General features: G+C 70.4%; 18 protein-coding genes. 10 read left to right on the top strand and 8 right to left on the bottom strand.

What is annotated here, in order from left to right; all coding sequences use genetic code 11:
- Nucleotides 1–64 precede the first annotated feature (64 nt).
- Nucleotides 65–562, top strand: coding sequence for a MarR family winged helix-turn-helix transcriptional regulator (locus tag FZ046_RS08270; RefSeq protein WP_099045942.1), 498 nt, complete (start codon nt 65–67; stop codon nt 560–562).
- Between the two features lie 96 nt (nt 563–658).
- A complete protein-coding gene (locus tag FZ046_RS08265) occupies nt 659–1,399 on the top strand; it encodes an SDR family oxidoreductase (protein ID WP_070353690.1) in 741 nt (246 codons plus the stop codon).
- A 16-nt stretch (nt 1,400–1,415) separates the two neighbouring features.
- On the opposite strand, the gene FZ046_RS08260 is transcribed toward FZ046_RS08265, so the two are convergent.
- Nucleotides 1,416–2,975: a threonine/serine exporter family protein gene (locus tag FZ046_RS08260; protein ID WP_070353732.1), complete on the bottom strand. Its 1,560-nt coding sequence runs from the start codon at nt 2,973–2,975 to the stop codon at nt 1,416–1,418.
- Between the two features lie 102 nt (nt 2,976–3,077).
- On the opposite strand from FZ046_RS08260, the gene FZ046_RS08255 reads away from it, so the two are divergent.
- Genes FZ046_RS08255 through FZ046_RS08245 form a run of 3 tightly spaced genes read left to right on the top strand, consistent with a single transcriptional unit; the run spans nt 3,078 to nt 5,073 of the window.
- On the top strand, nt 3,078–3,539 hold the full coding sequence (locus FZ046_RS08255; protein WP_070353691.1) for an SRPBCC family protein: 462 nt from the start codon (nt 3,078–3,080) through the stop codon (nt 3,537–3,539).
- A 25-nt stretch (nt 3,540–3,564) separates the two neighbouring features.
- The gene (locus tag FZ046_RS08250) at nt 3,565–3,855 is read left to right on the top strand and encodes a DUF4235 domain-containing protein (RefSeq protein WP_070353733.1); all 291 of its coding nucleotides are present in this window, start codon (nt 3,565–3,567) and stop codon (nt 3,853–3,855) included.
- Nucleotides 3,856–3,915: 60 nt separating this feature from the next.
- On the top strand, nt 3,916–5,073 hold the full coding sequence (locus FZ046_RS08245; protein ID WP_070353692.1) for an MEDS domain-containing protein: 1,158 nt from the start codon (nt 3,916–3,918) through the stop codon (nt 5,071–5,073).
- Between the two features lie 72 nt (nt 5,074–5,145).
- On the opposite strand, the gene FZ046_RS08240 is transcribed toward FZ046_RS08245, so the two are convergent.
- The 5 genes from FZ046_RS08240 to FZ046_RS08220 all read right to left on the bottom strand — a co-directional run bounded on the left by FZ046_RS08240 (nt 5,146) and on the right by FZ046_RS08220 (nt 11,921).
- A complete protein-coding gene (locus tag FZ046_RS08240) occupies nt 5,146–5,445 on the bottom strand; it encodes a hypothetical protein (RefSeq protein WP_070353693.1) in 300 nt (99 codons plus the stop codon).
- An 89-nt stretch (nt 5,446–5,534) separates the two neighbouring features.
- Nucleotides 5,535–5,855, bottom strand: a complete 321-nt coding sequence (locus tag FZ046_RS08235; RefSeq protein ID WP_070353694.1) for an STAS domain-containing protein — start codon at nt 5,853–5,855, stop codon at nt 5,535–5,537.
- Nucleotides 5,855–8,422, bottom strand: coding sequence for a SpoIIE family protein phosphatase (locus FZ046_RS08230; RefSeq protein ID WP_070353695.1), 2,568 nt, complete (start codon nt 8,420–8,422; stop codon nt 5,855–5,857). The genes FZ046_RS08235 and FZ046_RS08230 overlap by 1 nt, the downstream gene beginning before the upstream one ends.
- Nucleotides 8,423–8,613: 191 nt before the next feature.
- Complete coding sequence (locus FZ046_RS08225) at nt 8,614–11,508, bottom strand: MMPL/RND family transporter (protein WP_070353696.1); 2,895 nt, start codon at nt 11,506–11,508, stop codon at nt 8,614–8,616.
- Nucleotides 11,487–11,921 carry an MmpS family transport accessory protein gene (locus tag FZ046_RS08220; protein WP_070353697.1) on the bottom strand — a complete coding sequence of 145 codons (435 nt, stop codon included), beginning with the start codon at nt 11,919–11,921 and terminating at the stop codon, nt 11,487–11,489. Before FZ046_RS08220 ends, FZ046_RS08225 begins: the two co-directional genes overlap by 22 nt.
- 243 nt (nt 11,922–12,164) lie before the next feature.
- On the opposite strand from FZ046_RS08220, the gene FZ046_RS08215 reads away from it, so the two are divergent.
- On the top strand, nt 12,165–12,746 hold the full coding sequence (locus tag FZ046_RS08215) for a TetR/AcrR family transcriptional regulator (RefSeq protein ID WP_070353698.1): 582 nt from the start codon (nt 12,165–12,167) through the stop codon (nt 12,744–12,746).
- Between the two features lie 88 nt (nt 12,747–12,834).
- Here the strand turns inward: FZ046_RS08215 and mbp1 are convergent, their stop codons facing one another.
- Nucleotides 12,835–13,077 (bottom strand): microaggregate-binding protein 1, encoded by a 243-nt coding sequence (gene mbp1, locus FZ046_RS08210; RefSeq protein ID WP_070353699.1) that lies wholly within the window; start codon nt 13,075–13,077, stop codon nt 12,835–12,837.
- Nucleotides 13,078–13,279: 202 nt separating this feature from the next.
- Between mbp1 and FZ046_RS08205 the strand changes: the two genes are divergently transcribed.
- The 3 genes from FZ046_RS08205 (at nt 13,280) to FZ046_RS08195 (ending at nt 15,536) form a co-directional block, all read left to right on the top strand.
- Nucleotides 13,280–14,851 (top strand): glycosyltransferase family 39 protein, encoded by a 1,572-nt coding sequence (locus FZ046_RS08205; protein ID WP_083298282.1) that lies wholly within the window; start codon nt 13,280–13,282, stop codon nt 14,849–14,851.
- Between the two features lie 62 nt (nt 14,852–14,913).
- On the top strand, nt 14,914–15,204 hold the full coding sequence (locus FZ046_RS08200) for a CDGP domain-containing protein (protein ID WP_070353700.1): 291 nt from the start codon (nt 14,914–14,916) through the stop codon (nt 15,202–15,204).
- Nucleotides 15,205–15,242: 38 nt separating this feature from the next.
- Nucleotides 15,243–15,536 carry a hypothetical protein gene (locus FZ046_RS08195; protein WP_070353701.1) on the top strand — a complete coding sequence of 98 codons (294 nt, stop codon included), beginning with the start codon at nt 15,243–15,245 and terminating at the stop codon, nt 15,534–15,536.
- A gap of 4 nt (nt 15,537–15,540) precedes the next feature.
- Here the strand turns inward: FZ046_RS08195 and FZ046_RS08190 are convergent, their stop codons facing one another.
- The gene (locus tag FZ046_RS08190) at nt 15,541–16,224 is read right to left on the bottom strand and encodes a GAP family protein (protein ID WP_070353702.1); all 684 of its coding nucleotides are present in this window, start codon (nt 16,222–16,224) and stop codon (nt 15,541–15,543) included.
- A gap of 155 nt (nt 16,225–16,379) precedes the next feature.
- Between FZ046_RS08190 and lysE the strand changes: the two genes are divergently transcribed.
- Nucleotides 16,380–16,979: an L-lysine exporter gene (gene lysE, locus FZ046_RS08185; protein ID WP_070353703.1), complete on the top strand. Its 600-nt coding sequence runs from the start codon at nt 16,380–16,382 to the stop codon at nt 16,977–16,979.

Genomic DNA, 16,979 nt, shown 5'->3' with positions numbered 1-16,979 from the left:
TCGAAGTGATTCCCGACGTGGTCGACGTCACTGTGCTTCGATGTCGAAGCTCTATGCTCGAGCCGTGGCCACCTCGTTGACTCCGCAGCAGATGCACGCGTACTTCGCGCTGATGGAGGCGGTCAGCCTGCTGCAGTACGCCGTACGCGAGCAGTTGAAGGCGGACGGCGACCTCAGCTACGTGCAGTTCGAGGTGCTCGCCACGCTGGCCGACGCCGACGGGCCGCTGACCATGACCGACCTCGCCGACGGCGTCGTCTACAGCCGCAGCGGGCTGACCCACCAGGCCGGCCTGTTGGAGAACGCCGGCCTCATCACGCGCCGCGCCAGCGCGTCGGATCAGCGGGCGACCGTCGTCGAGATCACCGACGCGGGCCGGCAACGCGTCGCGGCGGTATTGCCCGGGCACGTCGAGGCGGTGCGGGAACTGCTCTTCGACCCGCTGTCCGCACGCGACGTCGCCAGCCTCGGCGACGTGATGGGTCGGGTCCGCGACCACATGCGCTCGCGGCCGCCGCGCTCGGCGGCGGCGCGCCGACGGCGGCCCGCGGACGCGTCGTGACACCCGGTCCGCCGCCTTAACGTGATCTTATCTTCGCCTTATTTTTCTTAAGATCGGTGTACGGTGAAGGTTCGGCAGCGACGGAAGGAACCCGATATGCCACACGCACCGCAGCGCATCGTCCTGATCACCGGCGCGTCGAGGGGCATCGGCGCGGAGGTGGCGCAGCAGCTCGCCGACGCCGACACCCACGTCGTCGTCAACTACCGCGAGAAGGCCCGTCGCGCCGAGGCCATCGCGGAGTCCATCCGCGCCGCCGGCGGCCACGCGTCGACGCTCGCCGCCGACATCTCCGACGCCGCCGCCGCGGCCGCCATGATCGACGAGATCGCCACGCGCTTCGGCCGTCTCGACACGCTGATCCTCAACGCCTCCGGCGGGCTCGAACTCGGCGCCGACCCCGGCTACGCCATGCGGCTCAACCGGGACGCGCAGCGGCGACTCGCGCAGCTGGCGCTCCCGCTGATGCCCACCGGGGGACGCATCGTCTTCGTCACCAGCCACCAGGCCCACTTCTTCCCGAACAAGGCGGTGCCGAAGGGGTACTCGCCGGTCGCAGCGAGCAAGCGTGCCGGCGAGACGGCCCTGCACGCCATGCGGCCCGCCCTCGACCGCGCCGGCGTCCATCTCACCGTGGTGTCCGGCGACATGATCGACGGCACGATCGTCGTCCGGCTGCTGCAGCGCCGCGATCCCGGCCTGCTCGCGGCGCGACGCACGCTCGCACCGCTGCCGACGGTCGGCGAGTTCGCCGCGGCGATCGTCGGTGCGACCCAGGAGCGCTACCCGACCAGCGTGGTCTACGTCGGCGGCGGCGAGTATCCGCTGACGGCCTGACGGCCCGCGCCCCGACCTACCCGGAGGTGCCGCCGCCCGCGTCCGGGTCCGCGACGGGAGGCGGTTCGAGCGCGACGCTGCGCGTCGGCTGCTCGGCCACCGCGGCGTCGGCGTCCGCGGGCCGCAGGTGCACCACGCGGCCGACCGCCCGGCGCAGTCCGGGCGGCCCGTCGGTCCGGAGGAAGTCGCCGAGGCGGCCCGCCCGGTACCGCAGCGGCGACGCCAGGAATTCGCCGAGCACGACACCGCTGCCCAGGGCGAGCGCCACGGCGGTCGCCGACAGCATCTGCGCGAGCCCGTCGTCGAAGTTCTCGTCGACCGCGAGGTAGAAGACCGCGCGGAACACCGCAAGACCGGGCAGCAGCGGCATGATCGCCGCGGTGGCGGTGATCAGGGCGGGCGCCTGCCGACGGATCGAGATGAGGGTGGCCAGGAAGCCGACGCCGACGGCGGCGATGCCGGTCGCCACCACCTGCCCCACGCCCGCCGTGCCGAGCCCGATGAGCACCAGTTCGGCTGTCGCCGCGGCGATCCCACCGATGACGATCGACCGCAGCGGCGCGTAGCTCGCCAAGGTGAGGCACGCACCCGCCAGTCCGGCGCCGAACACCGCCAGGGCGACCGGCAGCGGCTGGTTGGGGATGATGAAGGTCTCGGTCGCGTCGACGTGCAGTTCGATGGCGATGCCGGCCAGCGTCGCGATCTCCAGCCCGGCGACGATGCCGACCACGATGCCCGCGGTGAGGAACAGCGCCTCGCCGAGGCGCGCGACCGCGGTGAGCATGTTGCCGGTCACGGCGTCCTGCATGGCGCCGACGAACGTCAGCCCCGAGAGCAACATGACGATGCCGGTCGCGACGAGCGCCGTGGGTCCCAGCCCGGCGAACAGATAGGCCGCGACCGCCACCAGGGTGGCGATCGCGGCACCGGTGACGTGCTGGAAGAAGAACGGGGTGCCGATGCGGTTCAGCCGTCGACCCACCCGGTCGATCACCGCCGACGTGACCGCGGCGAGCACGCACGTCAGCCAGGTGCCGCCGAGCAGCATCGCGATGCCGAGGGCGAAGCCCGACCACCCGACGGTGGCCAACCAGCGCGGGTAGACGTGCGGCCGCTCGGTGAGTTCGTCCATCGCCGCGTGCGCCTCGTCGACGGTGACGCCGCCGGAGGTGATCCGCTGCACCAGCCGGTCCAGGTCGGCGAGGCGGGTGTAGTCGGTCGAGCGGGTGTGCACGGCGCGCACGATCGTCACCGGCGGGCTGTCGGCGGTGGGAAGTGCCGAGACGATCACCGTCGAGACGAACACGTCGACCACGCAGTCGGTGAGGCGGTACGCCTGGGCGACGTCCTCGGCGGTCGCGACCACGTCGGCGGTACCCGACCCGGACGAGAGCATTACCTCGGCCAGTCGGATGGTCAGGTCGAGCACCTTGCGGGTGTGCAGGTCACCCATCTCGCGGCCGCTGCGCCGGCGCTGCCCCGCCACCGGCGCCGGATCCCGGCGGCCCGGCAGCGCGAGCGGCAGGCCGCGGCGGAAGCGGGCCACGCCGTCGGATCGTTCGCGCGCCACCCGCAGCACGATACTGATCGGCGCCCGCCGGGCCCGCCGTGGTTGGTCGGCGCGGACATGGGTACCGCTGCCAGTGCACCGTTCGACATTCGCGAAAGGAAGCACGACATGAGCACCCACACCGCTTCGGTGGACGTCGACCGACCGATCGACGTCGTCTACAACCAATGGACCCAGTTCGAGTCCTTCCCTCAGTTCATGGAGGGCGTCGAGCGCATCGACCAGCGCGACGACACCCACACCCACTGGGTCATCAAGGTCGGCGGCGTCACGCGCGAGTTCGACGCGACGATCACCGAGCAGCACCCCGAGGAGCGCGTGGCCTGGAAGTCCGACAGCGGACCCGACCACGCCGGCGTGGTCACCTTCCACCGCCTCGCCGACGACAAGACGCGCGTCACCACCCAGATGGACGTCGACCCGGAGGGCTTCGTCGAGAACGTCGCCGACAAGCTGGGCGTCGTCAAGGCCCGCGTCAAGGGCGACCTCGACCGCTTCAAGGAGTTCATCGAGCGGCAGTCGTCGGAGACCGGCGCCTGGCGTGGCGACGTCTCTCGCCCCGACCAGTGACCGCGACCGACGCTCGGGAGTGACGATGGCCGCCAAATCGAGTACGTCGGCGAAGATCCTGTACCGGCCCGTGGGGCTGGCCAGCTCCCTGGTGGGCGGTCTGGTGGCCGGGGTCATCTTCAAGCAGGTGTGGCAGCGCCTCGCCCCGGGACCGAAGGCGGATCCGCCGGGACCCCTGGAGACGGAGTATCCGCTGCGTCAGATCCTCGTCGCGGCCGCCGTCCAGGGGGCCATCTTCTCGGTGGTGAAGACCGTGATCGACCGGCAGGGCGCCCGCCTGTTCGAGCGGGCCACGGGGGAATGGCCCGGTAGCTGACCCGGACGGCCGGCCCGCGGCTGAGTACCCTGGATCCGGGACTTCGGACCAGGGGGCACCATGACGCGCGGCCGGCCGCACGGGATCGTTGGCACGGCCTGGGGGCTCGTCCCCTTCGGCCACCTGGGCTGGGGCTACCGCCACCGTCGCGAGTTTCTGCGGCGCGCGGCCGAGTACGCCACCGACGGGCTCCGCGAGGGCAACCTGGTCGTCTTCGTCGGCCGCGGCCCGCTGTCCGATCTGCGCGCGGAACTGGACGCCGTACGCGGACATCTCGGTGCCGACGTGCGCACCGGGCGGATCGACGCCTGCACGGTCGGGGAGTTCTACCGTTTCCTGCCCGGCACCGACGTCGTCGACGCCGAGGCGTCGGTCGCGGTGCGCGTCGCGGCCACCGAGGCGGCGGTCGCGCAGGGACACACCGGTTTCCGCGCCGTGGTCGACGCGACCGCGGTCGCGCGCACCCCCGTGCAGCGGGAGGCGTTCTCCCGCTTCGAATTCCTCATCGACGAACAGATGGCCACCCTGCCGGTGTCGGCGTTGTGCGCGTACGACGAAGCCGAACTCGGCTCGGCCGCAGCCGGTTTGGTATGCCTGCACCCGTACGTCAACGACGCGGGCGCGCCGTATCAGATCTACCGGGCAACGGGCGTCGACATCGCCGTCAGCGGCGCCGTCGACGCCGCGCACGCCACCGCATTCGCCGACCTGCTGAGCACCGTCTGGAGCCCGGGGACGCGCCCGGCCCTGCGCATCGACGCCACCGATACCAGTGTGCTGGCGCCCGAGGCGCTCGATCGACTCGACGCCGCCGCGCGGCGGGACGGCGTCACGCTCACCGTCGCGGTGTCCGACCCGTGGCTGACCGCCGGCCACGTCGACTCGGCCCACGTGCGTCTCGAACACACGGCGATCACCGAGGCGCCGATCGATCCGGACGCGGTGCTGCGCCTGCGGGTGGAGAACAGCCAGCTGCGCACCAGCCTCGCCAGCAAGCCGGACATCGAGCAGTGCAAGGGAATGCTGAAGGAGGCGTTCGGCGTCGACGACGACGAGGCCTTCGAACTGCTGAAGTCGATCTCGCAGGGCAGCAACGTCAAGCTCAACGACGTCGCCCGTAGCATCGTGGACTCCTGGGCCAGCGACGGGCCGCGGCCCGATCGGGAGGCGGCCGCCGCGTTCCTCGTGGGCATCCGCCGCCGACTCGGCGGCACCTGAGGCACAGACCCCTGCCCCGAAGACAGCGAACGGCCACCGCGCGGTGCGCGGTGGCCGTTCGACACGGGTGGGTCAGTACGTGGGGATGAAGACGCCGTTCTGCCAGACACCCCAGTGATTCCAGCCCTCGTCCCAGACCTGCTGCTGGCCGTTGGCCCACAGCGGGTCGACCGGCTTCGGCGGGGCCCAGGCCGGCGGCTGACCGGGGTTCGGGCCGGCCGGAGGCGCGGCAGGAGGCGGCGGGCCCCAGGGCTGCCCGGGGGCGGGCGGCGGTGCCGGCTCGGCGCTGGCGGTCGCGGCGGTGAAGCCGGCCGCACCCGCGGCCACGCTTCCCACGAGGGCGGCACCGGCGACGATCTTGCGAAGCATCATCGTCAAGAACTCCTTCTCGGTTCTGACCAATTCGATTCGGACGCCTCGATAGATAGCCACTTCGTCGCGTCGTGAAACACCCTCGCTGCTCACGTCGAGGCGTCGCCCGGCGCCGCCTCGACGCTCATCACCTCCGTGAGGCCGCTGAGCGCGAGGGTGGGCATCAGCAGCGGATGGGCGATCAGGTGCACGTCCTGCCCCCTTTCCACAAGCACGTGAATGGCCGCACTGTCGAGGTACTCGACGGCGCTCAGGTCGACCGTCAGCGCCTCCCCGGGTGCGGTCTCGCGCACCTCGACCAGCGCGTGGTCGAAGTCGTCGACGTTGCTGAGATCGATCTCCCCCACCGCCGTCAGCACCACGGTGCCGTCCGGCCGGTGTGCGGTTCCCAGGGTGAGCAACGTGGGCATCAGGCGATCCTCGCGGTCAGATGGACGGTCGTTCCGGACGCGTCGGTCTCGATGGCGACGTCGTGCATGAAGGCGCGCATGAAGGCCGTGCCGCGGCCGCGGTGCGCGTTGATCTCCGGCTGCGGCGTCTTCCACGACCCGGTGTCGGTGATCCGCACCCGCACCTCGTGGTTCACGGCCGAGGCGTGCAGGGTGATGGTGCCGTCGGGATGTTCGCGGTGGCCGTGCTCGATGGCGTTGGCCACGGCCTCCCCCACCGCGATCAGGACGCGCATGGTCTGCTCGGGATCGAGCTGCAGGTCGCCCAACCACTCGCGCAGCGCGACGCGCGCCGGTGCCAGGTGGTCCGCATCGGGCGGGAAGCTCAGGTCCAGCGGCGCGGGCTGCCGGTAGAGCAGCAGCACCACGTCGTCCTGGTAGCCCCCACCGGGCTCCAACCCGGCCATGGTGCGGTTGACCAGCTCGTCGACCGACTCGGCACGGTACCGGCACACCAGGTCGGTCACCTTCGCGATGCCGTCGTCGAGCAGGACGCGCCGCCGTTCGACGAGCCCGTCGGTGTAGAGCACCAGCGTCGCTCCCGGGGGCATCGTCAGCCGGGCCTCGGGACGCGGCCGGTCCGGCCGGATGCCCAGCACCATCGACAGGCCGTCGTCCAGCAGCGCGGTGGTGCCGTCGGCGTGGACGAGGATGGGCGGCGGATGACCGGCGCTGCTGTACACCAGCTCGCCGGTGTCCGGATCGAGCACCACGCACACCGCGCTCGTGCAGCGCGCGCCGGGCAGGCGCGCGGCGAAGCGGTCCAGCCCGGCGAGGACCGCAGCGGGATCGGGGTGGTCGAACAGCAGTGCGCGGCACGCGCTGCGCACCTGGCCCATCACGGTGGCCGCCGCCAGCCCGTGCCCGACGCAGTCGCCGACGACGAGCGCGATGCGCCCGTCGTCGAGGTCGACGATGTCGTACCAGTCGCCACCCACCTGCAGCGGCGGGCTCGCAGCCTGGTAGCAGGCGGCGAAGCCGCGCGGCAGGTCGGCGGGCCCGAGGATCGCGTGCTGCAACGCCAGCGCGGTGTCCCGCTGCTGATCGACCTGGTGCACGCGCTGCAGACCCTGTCCGAGCCGGCCGGCGAGCACCGTGAGCAGCGTCTGGTCCTCGAGCGTGAACGTGCGCTGTGCCGTGAGGTCGATCCACACCACGAGGACACCGATGGGGTGCTGCAGGGCGATGGCCGCGCGCCCGGGTGCCGTACTGGGCGTCAGCAGGTCGCCGTCGCGCAGTGCCGCCAGCATGAGCTGCGTGTCGGGCGGCAGGTCGGTCCACTGCACCGACTCCCCCACCGCGACCAGCTGCGGCTGGCGCAGTGCGGTGCGCGGCGTCCCGTCCAGCCGGGGAAACGTGACGGCCAGGACGCGGCGTGCCCGCCACAGCCGTCGAAGTTCCTCGGCCGCGGCGTGGATCGCGTCGTCCACCGTGTCGGCGAGCGCGAGTTCCTGGTTGAGCGCGTGTTCGCGACCCGCCGCCAACGCCAGGGCGATCGCGGCGTGGCTGGCGAAGTCGCTGACCAGATCCAGGTAGTCGTTGCCGAACGGCGGCTGCTGCGGGGCGCGGGCGACGGCGATGACGCCGAGCACGACGTCGTCGGAGATCAGCGGCATCACGATCGCGGAGCGCTCGCCGACGTCGGTGAAACCCTCGATCGGATACTGGAAGGCGCCGGTGATGAGGGGCAGGCCGCGGCGGGCCACCCCGCCGGTGGTCGAGCCGTCCATCGGCACCTGCCGACCGATGACCTCCTGCGAGTAGCGCCCGGCCGTCGCCGCGACCACCAGCGAGTCGACCTGGTCGGCGGGCAGGTCCGGCTCGCGCGGAACGAGGAGGATCGCCTGTTCGGCGTCGGCCAGGTCCAGGGCCCGGTTGACGATCAACTGCAGCGGCCCGGTGCGGGGATCCCCGGACAGCAGCGCACTGGTGATCTCGCGGCTGGCCTTGGTCCAGCGCGCGGACTCGCGCTCGCGCTCGAAGAGCCGCGCGTTGTCGATGGCAGCTGCTGCGGCCGTCGCCAGGGCGCGGACGGCGCTGACCTGGATGTCGGAGAACACGTGCCCGGCGCGGTCGTCGGCGAGGTAGAGCGTCCCGAAGTCGGCCGCCCGCACGGAGATCGGCACCGCGAGCACCGCCCGCAGCGGCGGGTCCGGCTGTACGAGCCCGGCGAACCGCGGATCGGTGACGGCGTCGTCGATCCGCGAGCCCCCGGTACCGACCAGCGCTCCCAGGCCGTGGGCCAACTCGTCGCTCAGGCCGCTGCGCACGAACGAGGCGAAGCCACCGTCGGAGCCGCGGATGCCCAGCGCGGCGAACCGGGCACCGGTCAGCTCGACCGCCGCATCGACGATGCGGCGCAGCGTCACGTCGAAGTCGAGGTCCGAGCTGATCTCGACGATGAGTTGGACGAGTTGTTCCATCTGATCGCGCGCCGCAACCAACTCGTCGAGCTGCGCGTGCATCCGATCGACGAGATCTCGACGAGCGGGGGCCACGGACCCTGATTGCCCCGGGTCGCCGTCCATACACGTGAATCTAACCGGCCGTTGCCGGGGTTCCCGCGCGTGCGGCGACGGCGCGCGGCCGCACCTTCGCGAAATGGACTGGTTCGGCCGCGCGGTCGTAGCGCGACGCCGCGCGGACCTGCGCACACCGGACCGGACGCGACGTCGGTCACGGTTGGCGGGCCCGGAAGCGAAGACCGCCTCACGCCGGGCTAGCCTTCGCTCGGGCCGCCGCCCGTCAGCACCGCCGGACGCGGCCTGCGCAGGGGTCGACTGCGGACGACCTGCGGCCACCAGAACCACTTGCCCATCAGCGCCGCGATCGACGGGGTCATGAAGGACCGGATCACGAGGGTGTCGACCAGCAGGCCGAGGCCGATCGTGGTGCCCACCTGTGCCATGACCTTCAGATCACTGATGGCGAAGGACATCATCGTGAACGCGAACACCAGGCCGGCCGAGGTGACGACACTGCCGCTGCCCGCGATGGCCCGGATGATGCCGGTGTTCAAGCCGGCGTCGCGTTCCTCCTTGAACCGGGACACCAGCAGCAGGTTGTAGTCCGAACCGACGGCCAGCAGGATGATCACCGACATGGCGAGGACGAGCCAGTGCAGCTCGATCCCGATGATGTGCTGCCACAACAGGACTGCGAGCCCGAACGACGCCGCCAGGGACAGCACCACCGTCCCGACGATCACCAGGGAGGCGATCACGGCGCGTGTGATGATCAGCATGATGATGAAGATCAGGCAGATCGCCGAGACCGCCGCGATGATGAGGTCGTAGTTCGACCCGTCGCGCATGTCCTTGTACGTCGCCGCCGTCCCGCCGAGGTAGATCTTCGAGGTCTCCAGCGGCGTGCCCTTGATGGCCTCGAACGCGGCGTTCTTGATCTGATCGATGTGCGAGATGCCCTCGGGCGTCGCGGGATCCCCCTGGTGGGAGATGATGAACCGGACCGCCTTGCCGTCCGGCGAGACGAACTGCTTGAGGCCCCGCTTGAAGTCCGGATTGTCGAAGACCTCCGGCGGTAGATAGAACGAGTCGTCGATCTTGGACTCGTTGAAGGCCCGGCCGATTGCGTTGGGATCCGACTGCTGTCGGTCCTGCAGGTCCTGCTGGTCCTTCTGCGTCGCGTAGTTCGTCATGATCTGGTCGCGGTTGCGTTCCTGGCTGGCGATCTGCGGCGGGATCAGCGCGAGCAGCTTGGGCTGCAGGTTGTTGATCTTGTCCAGGCTCGCCGTCGTCTGCCCCAGCAGGTCGGACAGTTCGGAGATGCCGTCGATCGCGTCGAACAGCGAGCGCAGCGTCCAGCAGACGGGGATGTCGTAGCAGTGCGGCTCGAAGTAGAAGTAGTTGCGGATGGGCCGGAAGAAGTCGTCGAAGTTGGCGATCTTGTCCCGCAGGTCGTTGGTCACCGTGACCGTCTGCTTCAACAGGTCGGTCTGCTCCTGCTGGGCGGCGGCGCTCTGTTGCTGCAGGTTCAGCTGCTGCTTGAGGACGTCGACCTGCCGGGAGATGTCGGCCGCCTGCGTGAGCAGATCGGCCGTGCGGGCCTCCGCATAGGACTGGGTCAGCTTCTGGTTCACACCCTGCTGCCCCACGATGTAGGGAATCGACGAGCCTTCGATCGGCGTGCCCAACGGGCGGGTGATCGTCTGCACCCTGGCGATGCCGGGGATGTGGAAGACGTCCTTGGCGACCCGGTCGACGATCAGCATGTCCGTCGAGTTGCGCAGATCGTGGTCGGACACCAGCATCAGCACTTCGGGGTTCAGCCGCGCCTGCGGAAAGTGCTTGGCCGCAACGTTGTAACCGATGTTCGCCTCGACGTCGGCCGGCAGGTACTTCTTGTCGTCGTAACTCGTGGTGTACGACGGCAGTGCGAGCAATCCGACCAGGGTCACCGCGATCGACGCCAGCAGGATGGGGCCGGGCCACCGCACGACGGCCGTGCCGATGCGCCGCCAGCCCCGGGTCTGGGTGGCCCGCTTGGGTTCCAGCCGGCCGAACCGGGATGCCACGGTCATCAGCGCCGGCGCCAGCGTCAGCGCCGCCATGGTGACCACGAACATGCCGATGGCCAGGGGGATGCCGAGGGTCTGGAAGTACGGCAGACGCGTGAAGTGCAGACACAGCGTCGCGCCGGCGATCGTCAGGCCGGAGCCCAGGATGACGTGCCCGGTGCCGTGATACATGACGTAAAAGGCGTTTTCGCGGTCGTCGCCGTCATTGCGCGCTTCGTGATAGCGGCCGACCAGGAAGATGGCGTAGTCGGTGGCCGCCGCGATCGCCAGCAGGGTCAGGAGATTCACCGCGAACGTCGACAGCTCGATGATGTGGTGATAGCCGAGGAACGCGACGACGCCGCGCGCCACCGCCAATTCGAGCACGACGGTCAGCAACACCAACAGCACGGTCACGATGGACCGGTAGACCAGCAGCAGCATCGTGACGATGACGACGAAGGTCAGCGCCGTCACCAACTGCAGGCTCTTGTCGCCGGCGTGCTGCTGGTCGTTGTTCAGCGGGCCGGACCCCGTGACGAACACCCGCAGTCCGGGCGGCGGCGGATTGTCGGCGACGATGTCGCGCACCGCTTCCACCGAGTCGTTGGCCAGCGTCTCGCCCTGGTTGCCCGCGATGTAGAGCTGCACGTACGCCGAGAGGTTGTCCGCACTCTGCGATCCCGACGAGGTGAGCGGGTCACCCCACAGGTCCTGGATGTGCTGGATGTGGGTCTTGTCCTTCTCCAGCGCGGCGATCAATCCGTCGTAGTAGCGGTGCGCCTCATCCCCCAGCGGCGTATCGCTCTCCAGCACGATCATGGCCGAGCTGTTCGAGTCGTACTCCTGAAAGAGTTCGCCGACGAGCTTGGTGGCCTGCAGCGACGGCGCATCGTTCGGCGTCAGCGACGTCGAGTTGGCGGCGCCCACGGTCTCCAGCTGCGGCACGACGACGTTGACGATGGCGGTCAGCGCCAGCCAGCCCAGCAGGACCGGCACGCAGAACAGCCGCAGGAAGCGCGGCACCCGGGCGCGGCGGGGCTTTGGAGTGGCCAGCGGCGTGGTGTCGGGCGCGGTCACAGGGACTTCACCAGGCATGAGGTCTGGGCGTTGATGCCGGTGGCCGTCTGCTCGTCGCGGACCCCGTTGTCGACCAGCACGCGGCAGGTGATGCTGCCGCCGTCGCTCTGGGCGATGATCGTCGCGCTGGCCGACGGCTTGGTGGTGCGCAGCGTGATGGACCACGGCAGCGACGCATCGTCGACCCGCTGCGGGCTGGCGTCGAGGTCGAGGTAGTTGATGGTGGCCACCGCACCGGACACGCCGGTGATCTCGTAGGTGACGACCTTGGGGTTGAACGGCTCGGCGTCCTGCGCCAATCCGGCTCCCGGCCGGGTGATTTCGTTGTTGGACCCGAAGAAGCCGTGCATGCGGTACACCACGGTGACGGCGAGCGCGACCACGACGACGATGAGTAGCGGTATCCAGGCCCGCTTGATGATCCCGACCACCAATGCCCCTTGCCTCGCGGTCGCCCTCGGGTACGGAGCGACGACGACGGCGTTCCGGCAGCGAGGCCCGCGAAATTCATTTAGCTGAGCGAACCTTAAGCGACGCGTCGTGCCGGAGCAAGCCGATCGGCTAACTTCAATTGGACGGATGTCAGAGATCGCGACGACGGCGCCGCGGGTCGGCGTTAGCCTTTCGTGATCGACGAGCGGTTGACGCGCACTTCGGCGAGGAGAGGGTCCGAGATGGCGAGACCGGTGGCACCGCGCGGCTTGGCGCGGACACGGGTCCTCGACGCGGCGCTGGCACTGTTCGCCGAGCACGGCGTGCACGGCACGTCACTGCAGATGATTGCCGACCGCGTCGGCGTGACGAAAGCGGCGGTGTACTACCAGTTCCGGTCCAAGGAGGACATCGCCCTGGAGGTGCTGCGCCCGTCGATCGACGACATGGCGCGGGTCATCAGGATCGCCGAGGCGCTGCCGGACGCCGAGCGCCGGCGCGCGGTGGTGGTGAGTGGCCTGATCGAGATGGTGGTGCGGTACCGGCGGCTCGCGGTCCTGTTCTACGGCGATCCCGCCATCGACCAGCTGGTGCACGGCGAGCCGGAGTTCAAGGCCGTCGCGGACCGGGTGCGCGAACTGCTCGAGGGCCCGGACCGCGACCTGGCCGACAAGGTCGCGTTCTCGGTGTTCATCTCCGGGGTGTGCAAGGCACCCGCCGACCCCGATCTCGCCGACGTCGACGACGACGAACTGCACCGCACGCTGCTCGACGTGGCCGCACGCGTCCTGGCGCCGACCGGGGTCGAGGTCGCCGGCTCCTGACGTCGTGCGTTGGCGGCAGCTAAACCCGTCCGATACGACGAGGCGCGCCCCGCCGAAGGACGGGACGCGCCTGCGTGGAGCTGGGCGATCAGGACTTGCGCGCGGCCTGCTCGCGGGCCTCCTGGGTCTTGGCCTCGGCACGCGCCTTCTCCGCCGCGGCTTCCTTCTTCGCGACGTCCTTCTCGGCGTCGGCCTTGTCCTGCTGGGCCTTGCCCTCTTCCTGCAGGTCACGACGGTTGAAGACGATGCCCAGCACCTGCTTCACGATGCCGAGGCCGCCGTCGACCAGTGCACGCACCGCCGCGATCGGGCCGCTGTCATTGCTCGCCATGTTCTCTTCCCTTCGATCGGTCGAACTCCTTGTCACCGAGTGTCGATGCTCGCGCTTGCTATTGCAAGCACTCTGTTAGCACTGTCTCAAAAGGTTTGAACTGGGCTTGGAGCGTTCCGCGCTGGGTATGAAGGAGTGGTCCGTCCGCAACGTCTGCGCCCCTCCGTCGAAAGGGTGGTGCCGCGTCGTGTCCTCAACCCGCATGGACGCCACACTCTCCGCCCCCGCCACCGTCTGCCGCACCGACGCCGCGCCCGCCGCCCCTGCGCCGGCCCGGGGGCGTCGGTCGGACCCACTGCTGATCGGCGCGCTCGCGGCCGGCGTCGGCGCCGCGGGCGCCGGCCATCCGTCGCTGTGGTTCGACGAGGCGGCGACGGTGTCGGCGGCGACCCGTCCGCTGCCCGAACTCCTGCCACTCCTGCAGCACATCGACGCCGTGCACGGCCTCTACTACCTGCTGATGCACGGCTGGCTGACGCTGGCCCCCGTCACCGAGTTCTGGTTGCGCGCACCCAGTTGCCTGGCGGTCGGGATCGCCGCGGCCGGCGTGGTGGGGCTGTGCCGGCGGTTCACCGGACGGGCGGCGGCACTGACCGCCGGGGTGGTGTTCGCCATCCTGCCGCGGATGACGTGGGCCGCCGTCGAGGCGCGGTCCTACGCCTTCACCGCCGCCGTCGCAGTGTGGCTGACGGTGCTGCTCGTCGCCGCCGCGCGCCGCGGTCGCACTTGGCTGTGGCCGCTCTACGGCATGGGCGCCGCGGTCGCGGTACTGCTGAACGTCTACCTCGGCCTGCTCGTCGCCGCCCACGGCGTCGCGGTGCTCGCACTGTCCCGCCGTCTGCCGGTGCTGCTGCGGTGGCTGGCGGCCGCCGCGTTCGGCGTCGGCGCGCTGCTCGGTTTCCTCGACCTCGCCCGCTCCCAGGTGGGTCAGATCGCGTGGATCTCGCCCCTCGGCGGCCACACCGTGGTCGACGTCCTGCGCGACCAGTACTTCGACGGCAGTACGCCATTCGCCATCGGCGCGGGCGCCGCACTCGGGGCGTCCTTCCTGCTGTGGTGCGCGCGGCGGAGCCGGATATCGATCGGCGACCGGCAGCTGGCCGTCATCGCCGTCGCCTGGCTGGTGGTGCCCACGGCGACACTGCTGGTGTGGTCGGCCGTCGCGTCGCCGATCTACTACCCGCGCTACCTGTGCTTCACCGCCCCGGCGATCGCGGTGCTGCTCGGCATGGCCATCGCCCACGTCGCCCGCAGGCCGTGGGTCGTCATCGGCGTCCTGCTCGCCTTCGCCGCCGCGGCCGCACCCACCTACGTCGTCTCCCAGCGCGGTCCGTACAAGGCCGAGGGCATGGACTACAGCCAGATCGCCGACGTCGTGGTCCGGCACGCCCGGCCCGGGGACTGCCTGCTGCTCGACAACACGACGTCCTGGAAACCGGGACCCATCCGGCCGCTGCTGGCGGCGCGTCCGTCCGCTTACCGCGACCTCGTCGATCCCGGTCGCGGGCGCCTCGCCACCGAGACCGACCGGCTGTGGGACGGCTTCGTGCCCATCTGGACGGTCGCGGACCGGGTGCGCCGGTGCACCGTGCTGTGGACGGTGTCGCAGCGCGACCCGGCGGTGCCCGCGCGGGAGAGCGGCACCGCCCTGGCGCCCGGGCCGCGACTGGCGGGCGTTCCGGTGTACCAACTCCCACGCGCCTGGGGCTTCCGCATCGTCGAGCGGTGGCAGTTCAACTTCGCCCAGATCGTCGAGTCGCGGCGACCGTCCTGACGCGGACCGCACCGCACCGGCACCCGGGCGGGGCGTCGCAGCGCTGGCTAGACTCTCCCACCGTGAGGTCCACGACGCCGGCGCGGCTGCTGCTCACCGCGGCGCTCACCACGGCCGCCGCAGGAGCGGCCCTCGGGTTCGCCGCCCCGGCGAGCGCGGGGTGCGAAACGCAACCGACGCACCAGTACTGCGATCTGCCCGTCCGCCCGGACGGGACCTTCGACCGCTGTCTCATCGTCTTCGGGCACGGCATTGCCGGCGTCGGCGACTACCAGGACACCCGCATGCGGTGCTATCCCGTCGATCCCACGAACATTCCGTACAACGAGCCCCGTCACCACATTGATCCGTAGCCGCGAGCCGTCGCAGTTCGTTGAGCTACCCTAACGACATGAGGACGCGCCTGATCGGAGCCGCGGGATGTGCGGCGGCCCTGGCCGCATCGGCGGTGCTCGTCGCTGCGCCCGCCATGGCCAAGAACTGCCCCAGCGGCACGTCGCAGACGCGCTGGGAGGGTGTCTGCACCCAGAGCGGGTCGAACGGGCCGGCGTACCTGCCCCCGAGTGCCAGTGCGCCCGGCGCGAACGTCGTGCTGAACCCCAATGGTTTCTCGACCGTGAACGGCATCCCGTGCACGCCGGAGAACTACGGCAAGTGCATCGCCCTGCAGCAGAGCCAGGGCTGACCGCTCACAGCAGTCGGTAGTGCACGGCGGCGTCGACGACCAGGGCGACGCCGATCACGACGAACACCACGCGCACCGTCATGGGGCCGTAGCGGTTGATGCCCCGAATGAGGTTGCGCTGCACGCGTTGCGCCCGCGGCGTGGATCGGTTGCCGAGCAGCAGCACGGCCAACGTCGGCAGCAGCGTCAACGCGGTGTAGCCCACCACGATCAGCGGCCACAGGGGCGGGCGGGGATCGATCGCCGCGATCAACGCCAGCCCGGCGATGTACGGGATCGAGGTGGGCGCCTGCCCGCTGCCGATGACGACGCCGAGCACCCAGAACAGCCACGGCTTCTCCCGCAGCGCCGTGACGACCCACGGGGGGATGACCGGGAGCTGATTGCCCAGCGGGATGCACGCCACCCCGAGCAGCAGCACCCCGATCCCCAGCTCGCCCCAGTACCGCAGCCGCGGGGTGATGTCGACGTCGAAGAAGTCGGTGGCGAAGTGCAGGCCGAGCACGGTGGCCAGACCGATGGCCGTGGTGGCGACGAACAGGCCCGAGATGAAGCCCAGGCCGGCCGGCAGCGGCGAGATGCGGTTGAGCCGGGCGCCGTAGACGGTGGCCGAGACGATGCCGACGTTCAGCACGTTGAGCGAGTCGATGGCGGCCAGGCCCAGCAGGGAGGCGAACAGGCTCAGCATCGGCGGGGTCCATTCATGTCCGCACGACCATAGCGGCCCGGCCGCCGAGGCCGGTCGGGCCCGTTGACCGGGCACCACAGCCACATGAGCGTCGCTAATGTCGGCACAGAAACATTAGCTGTACTGAAGCAGCGGCCGCCCCTAGCGTCGATGCCGTGACGTCCCCGCTGCTCCTCGGCTTCCTGGCCTCGCTGACGCTGATCGCCGCGATCGGCGCGCAGAACGCATTCGTTCTGCGCCAGGGCATTCGTCGGGAACACGTCGTGCCGGTCGTCGCGCTCTGCACGGTCTCCGACATGGTCCTCATCGCCGCCGGCATCGCCGGCATCGGCACGCTGGTCGCCGCCCATCCCGAGGCCATCGACGTCGCGACGTACGGCGGCGCGGCCTTCTTGCTTGGCTACGGCCTGCTCGCGGCACGACGCGCGCTGCGGCCGTCCGCGCTCGTTCCGGCCGATGCGGCACCGGCACGCCTGGGCGCGGTCCTGCTGACCTGCGCGGCCATGACCTTCCTCAATCCGCACGTATACCTCGACACCGTGGTGCTGCTGGGAGCGCTGGCCAATGAACAACGCGACGGACGCTGGCTGTTCGGCGTCGGCGCCGTCGCGGCCAGTGCCGTCTGGTTCGTCACGCTCGGCTGGGGCGCCCGGCGTCTGGCCGGGGTGTTCGCCACTCCGCGGACCTGGCGCATCCTCGACGGCATCATCGCCGCGACGATGGTCGCGCTCGCCGCGTCCCTGCTCCTGGGCTGA

Origin of the sequence: Mycolicibacterium grossiae (assembly GCF_008329645.1) — a bacterium.
Lineage (GTDB): Bacteria > Actinomycetota > Actinomycetes > Mycobacteriales > Mycobacteriaceae > Mycobacterium > Mycobacterium grossiae.
Note: the sequence above shows the minus strand (reverse complement) of the source record. Positions and strands in the feature narration are given on the sequence as shown.

What these genes read in the sequence shown, in the direction of transcription:
- FZ046_RS08240 (WP_070353693.1), bottom strand. Translation starts at nt 5,445, where the DNA reads ATGATGCTTCGCAAGATCGTCGCCGGTGCCGCCCTCGTGGGAAGCGTG.
- FZ046_RS08235 (WP_070353694.1), bottom strand. Translation starts at nt 5,855, where the DNA reads ATGCCCACGTTGCTCACCCTGGGAACCGCACACCGGCCGGACGGCACC.
- FZ046_RS08265 (WP_070353690.1), top strand. Translation starts at nt 659, where the DNA reads ATGCCACACGCACCGCAGCGCATCGTCCTGATCACCGGCGCGTCGAGG.
- FZ046_RS08230 (WP_070353695.1), bottom strand. Translation starts at nt 8,422, where the DNA reads ATGGACGGCGACCCGGGGCAATCAGGGTCCGTGGCCCCCGCTCGTCGA.
- mbp1 (WP_070353699.1), bottom strand. Translation starts at nt 13,077, where the DNA reads ATGGCGAGCAATGACAGCGGCCCGATCGCGGCGGTGCGTGCACTGGTC.
- FZ046_RS08205 (WP_083298282.1), top strand. Translation starts at nt 13,280, where the DNA reads ATGGACGCCACACTCTCCGCCCCCGCCACCGTCTGCCGCACCGACGCC.
- FZ046_RS08245 (WP_070353692.1), top strand. Translation starts at nt 3,916, where the DNA reads ATGACGCGCGGCCGGCCGCACGGGATCGTTGGCACGGCCTGGGGGCTC.
- FZ046_RS08215 (WP_070353698.1), top strand. Translation starts at nt 12,165, where the DNA reads ATGGCGAGACCGGTGGCACCGCGCGGCTTGGCGCGGACACGGGTCCTC.
- FZ046_RS08255 (WP_070353691.1), top strand. Translation starts at nt 3,078, where the DNA reads ATGAGCACCCACACCGCTTCGGTGGACGTCGACCGACCGATCGACGTC.
- FZ046_RS08250 (WP_070353733.1), top strand. Translation starts at nt 3,565, where the DNA reads ATGGCCGCCAAATCGAGTACGTCGGCGAAGATCCTGTACCGGCCCGTG.
- FZ046_RS08225 (WP_070353696.1), bottom strand. Translation starts at nt 11,508, where the DNA reads ATGCCTGGTGAAGTCCCTGTGACCGCGCCCGACACCACGCCGCTGGCC.
- FZ046_RS08195 (WP_070353701.1), top strand. Translation starts at nt 15,243, where the DNA reads ATGAGGACGCGCCTGATCGGAGCCGCGGGATGTGCGGCGGCCCTGGCC.
- FZ046_RS08190 (WP_070353702.1), bottom strand. Translation starts at nt 16,224, where the DNA reads ATGCTGAGCCTGTTCGCCTCCCTGCTGGGCCTGGCCGCCATCGACTCG.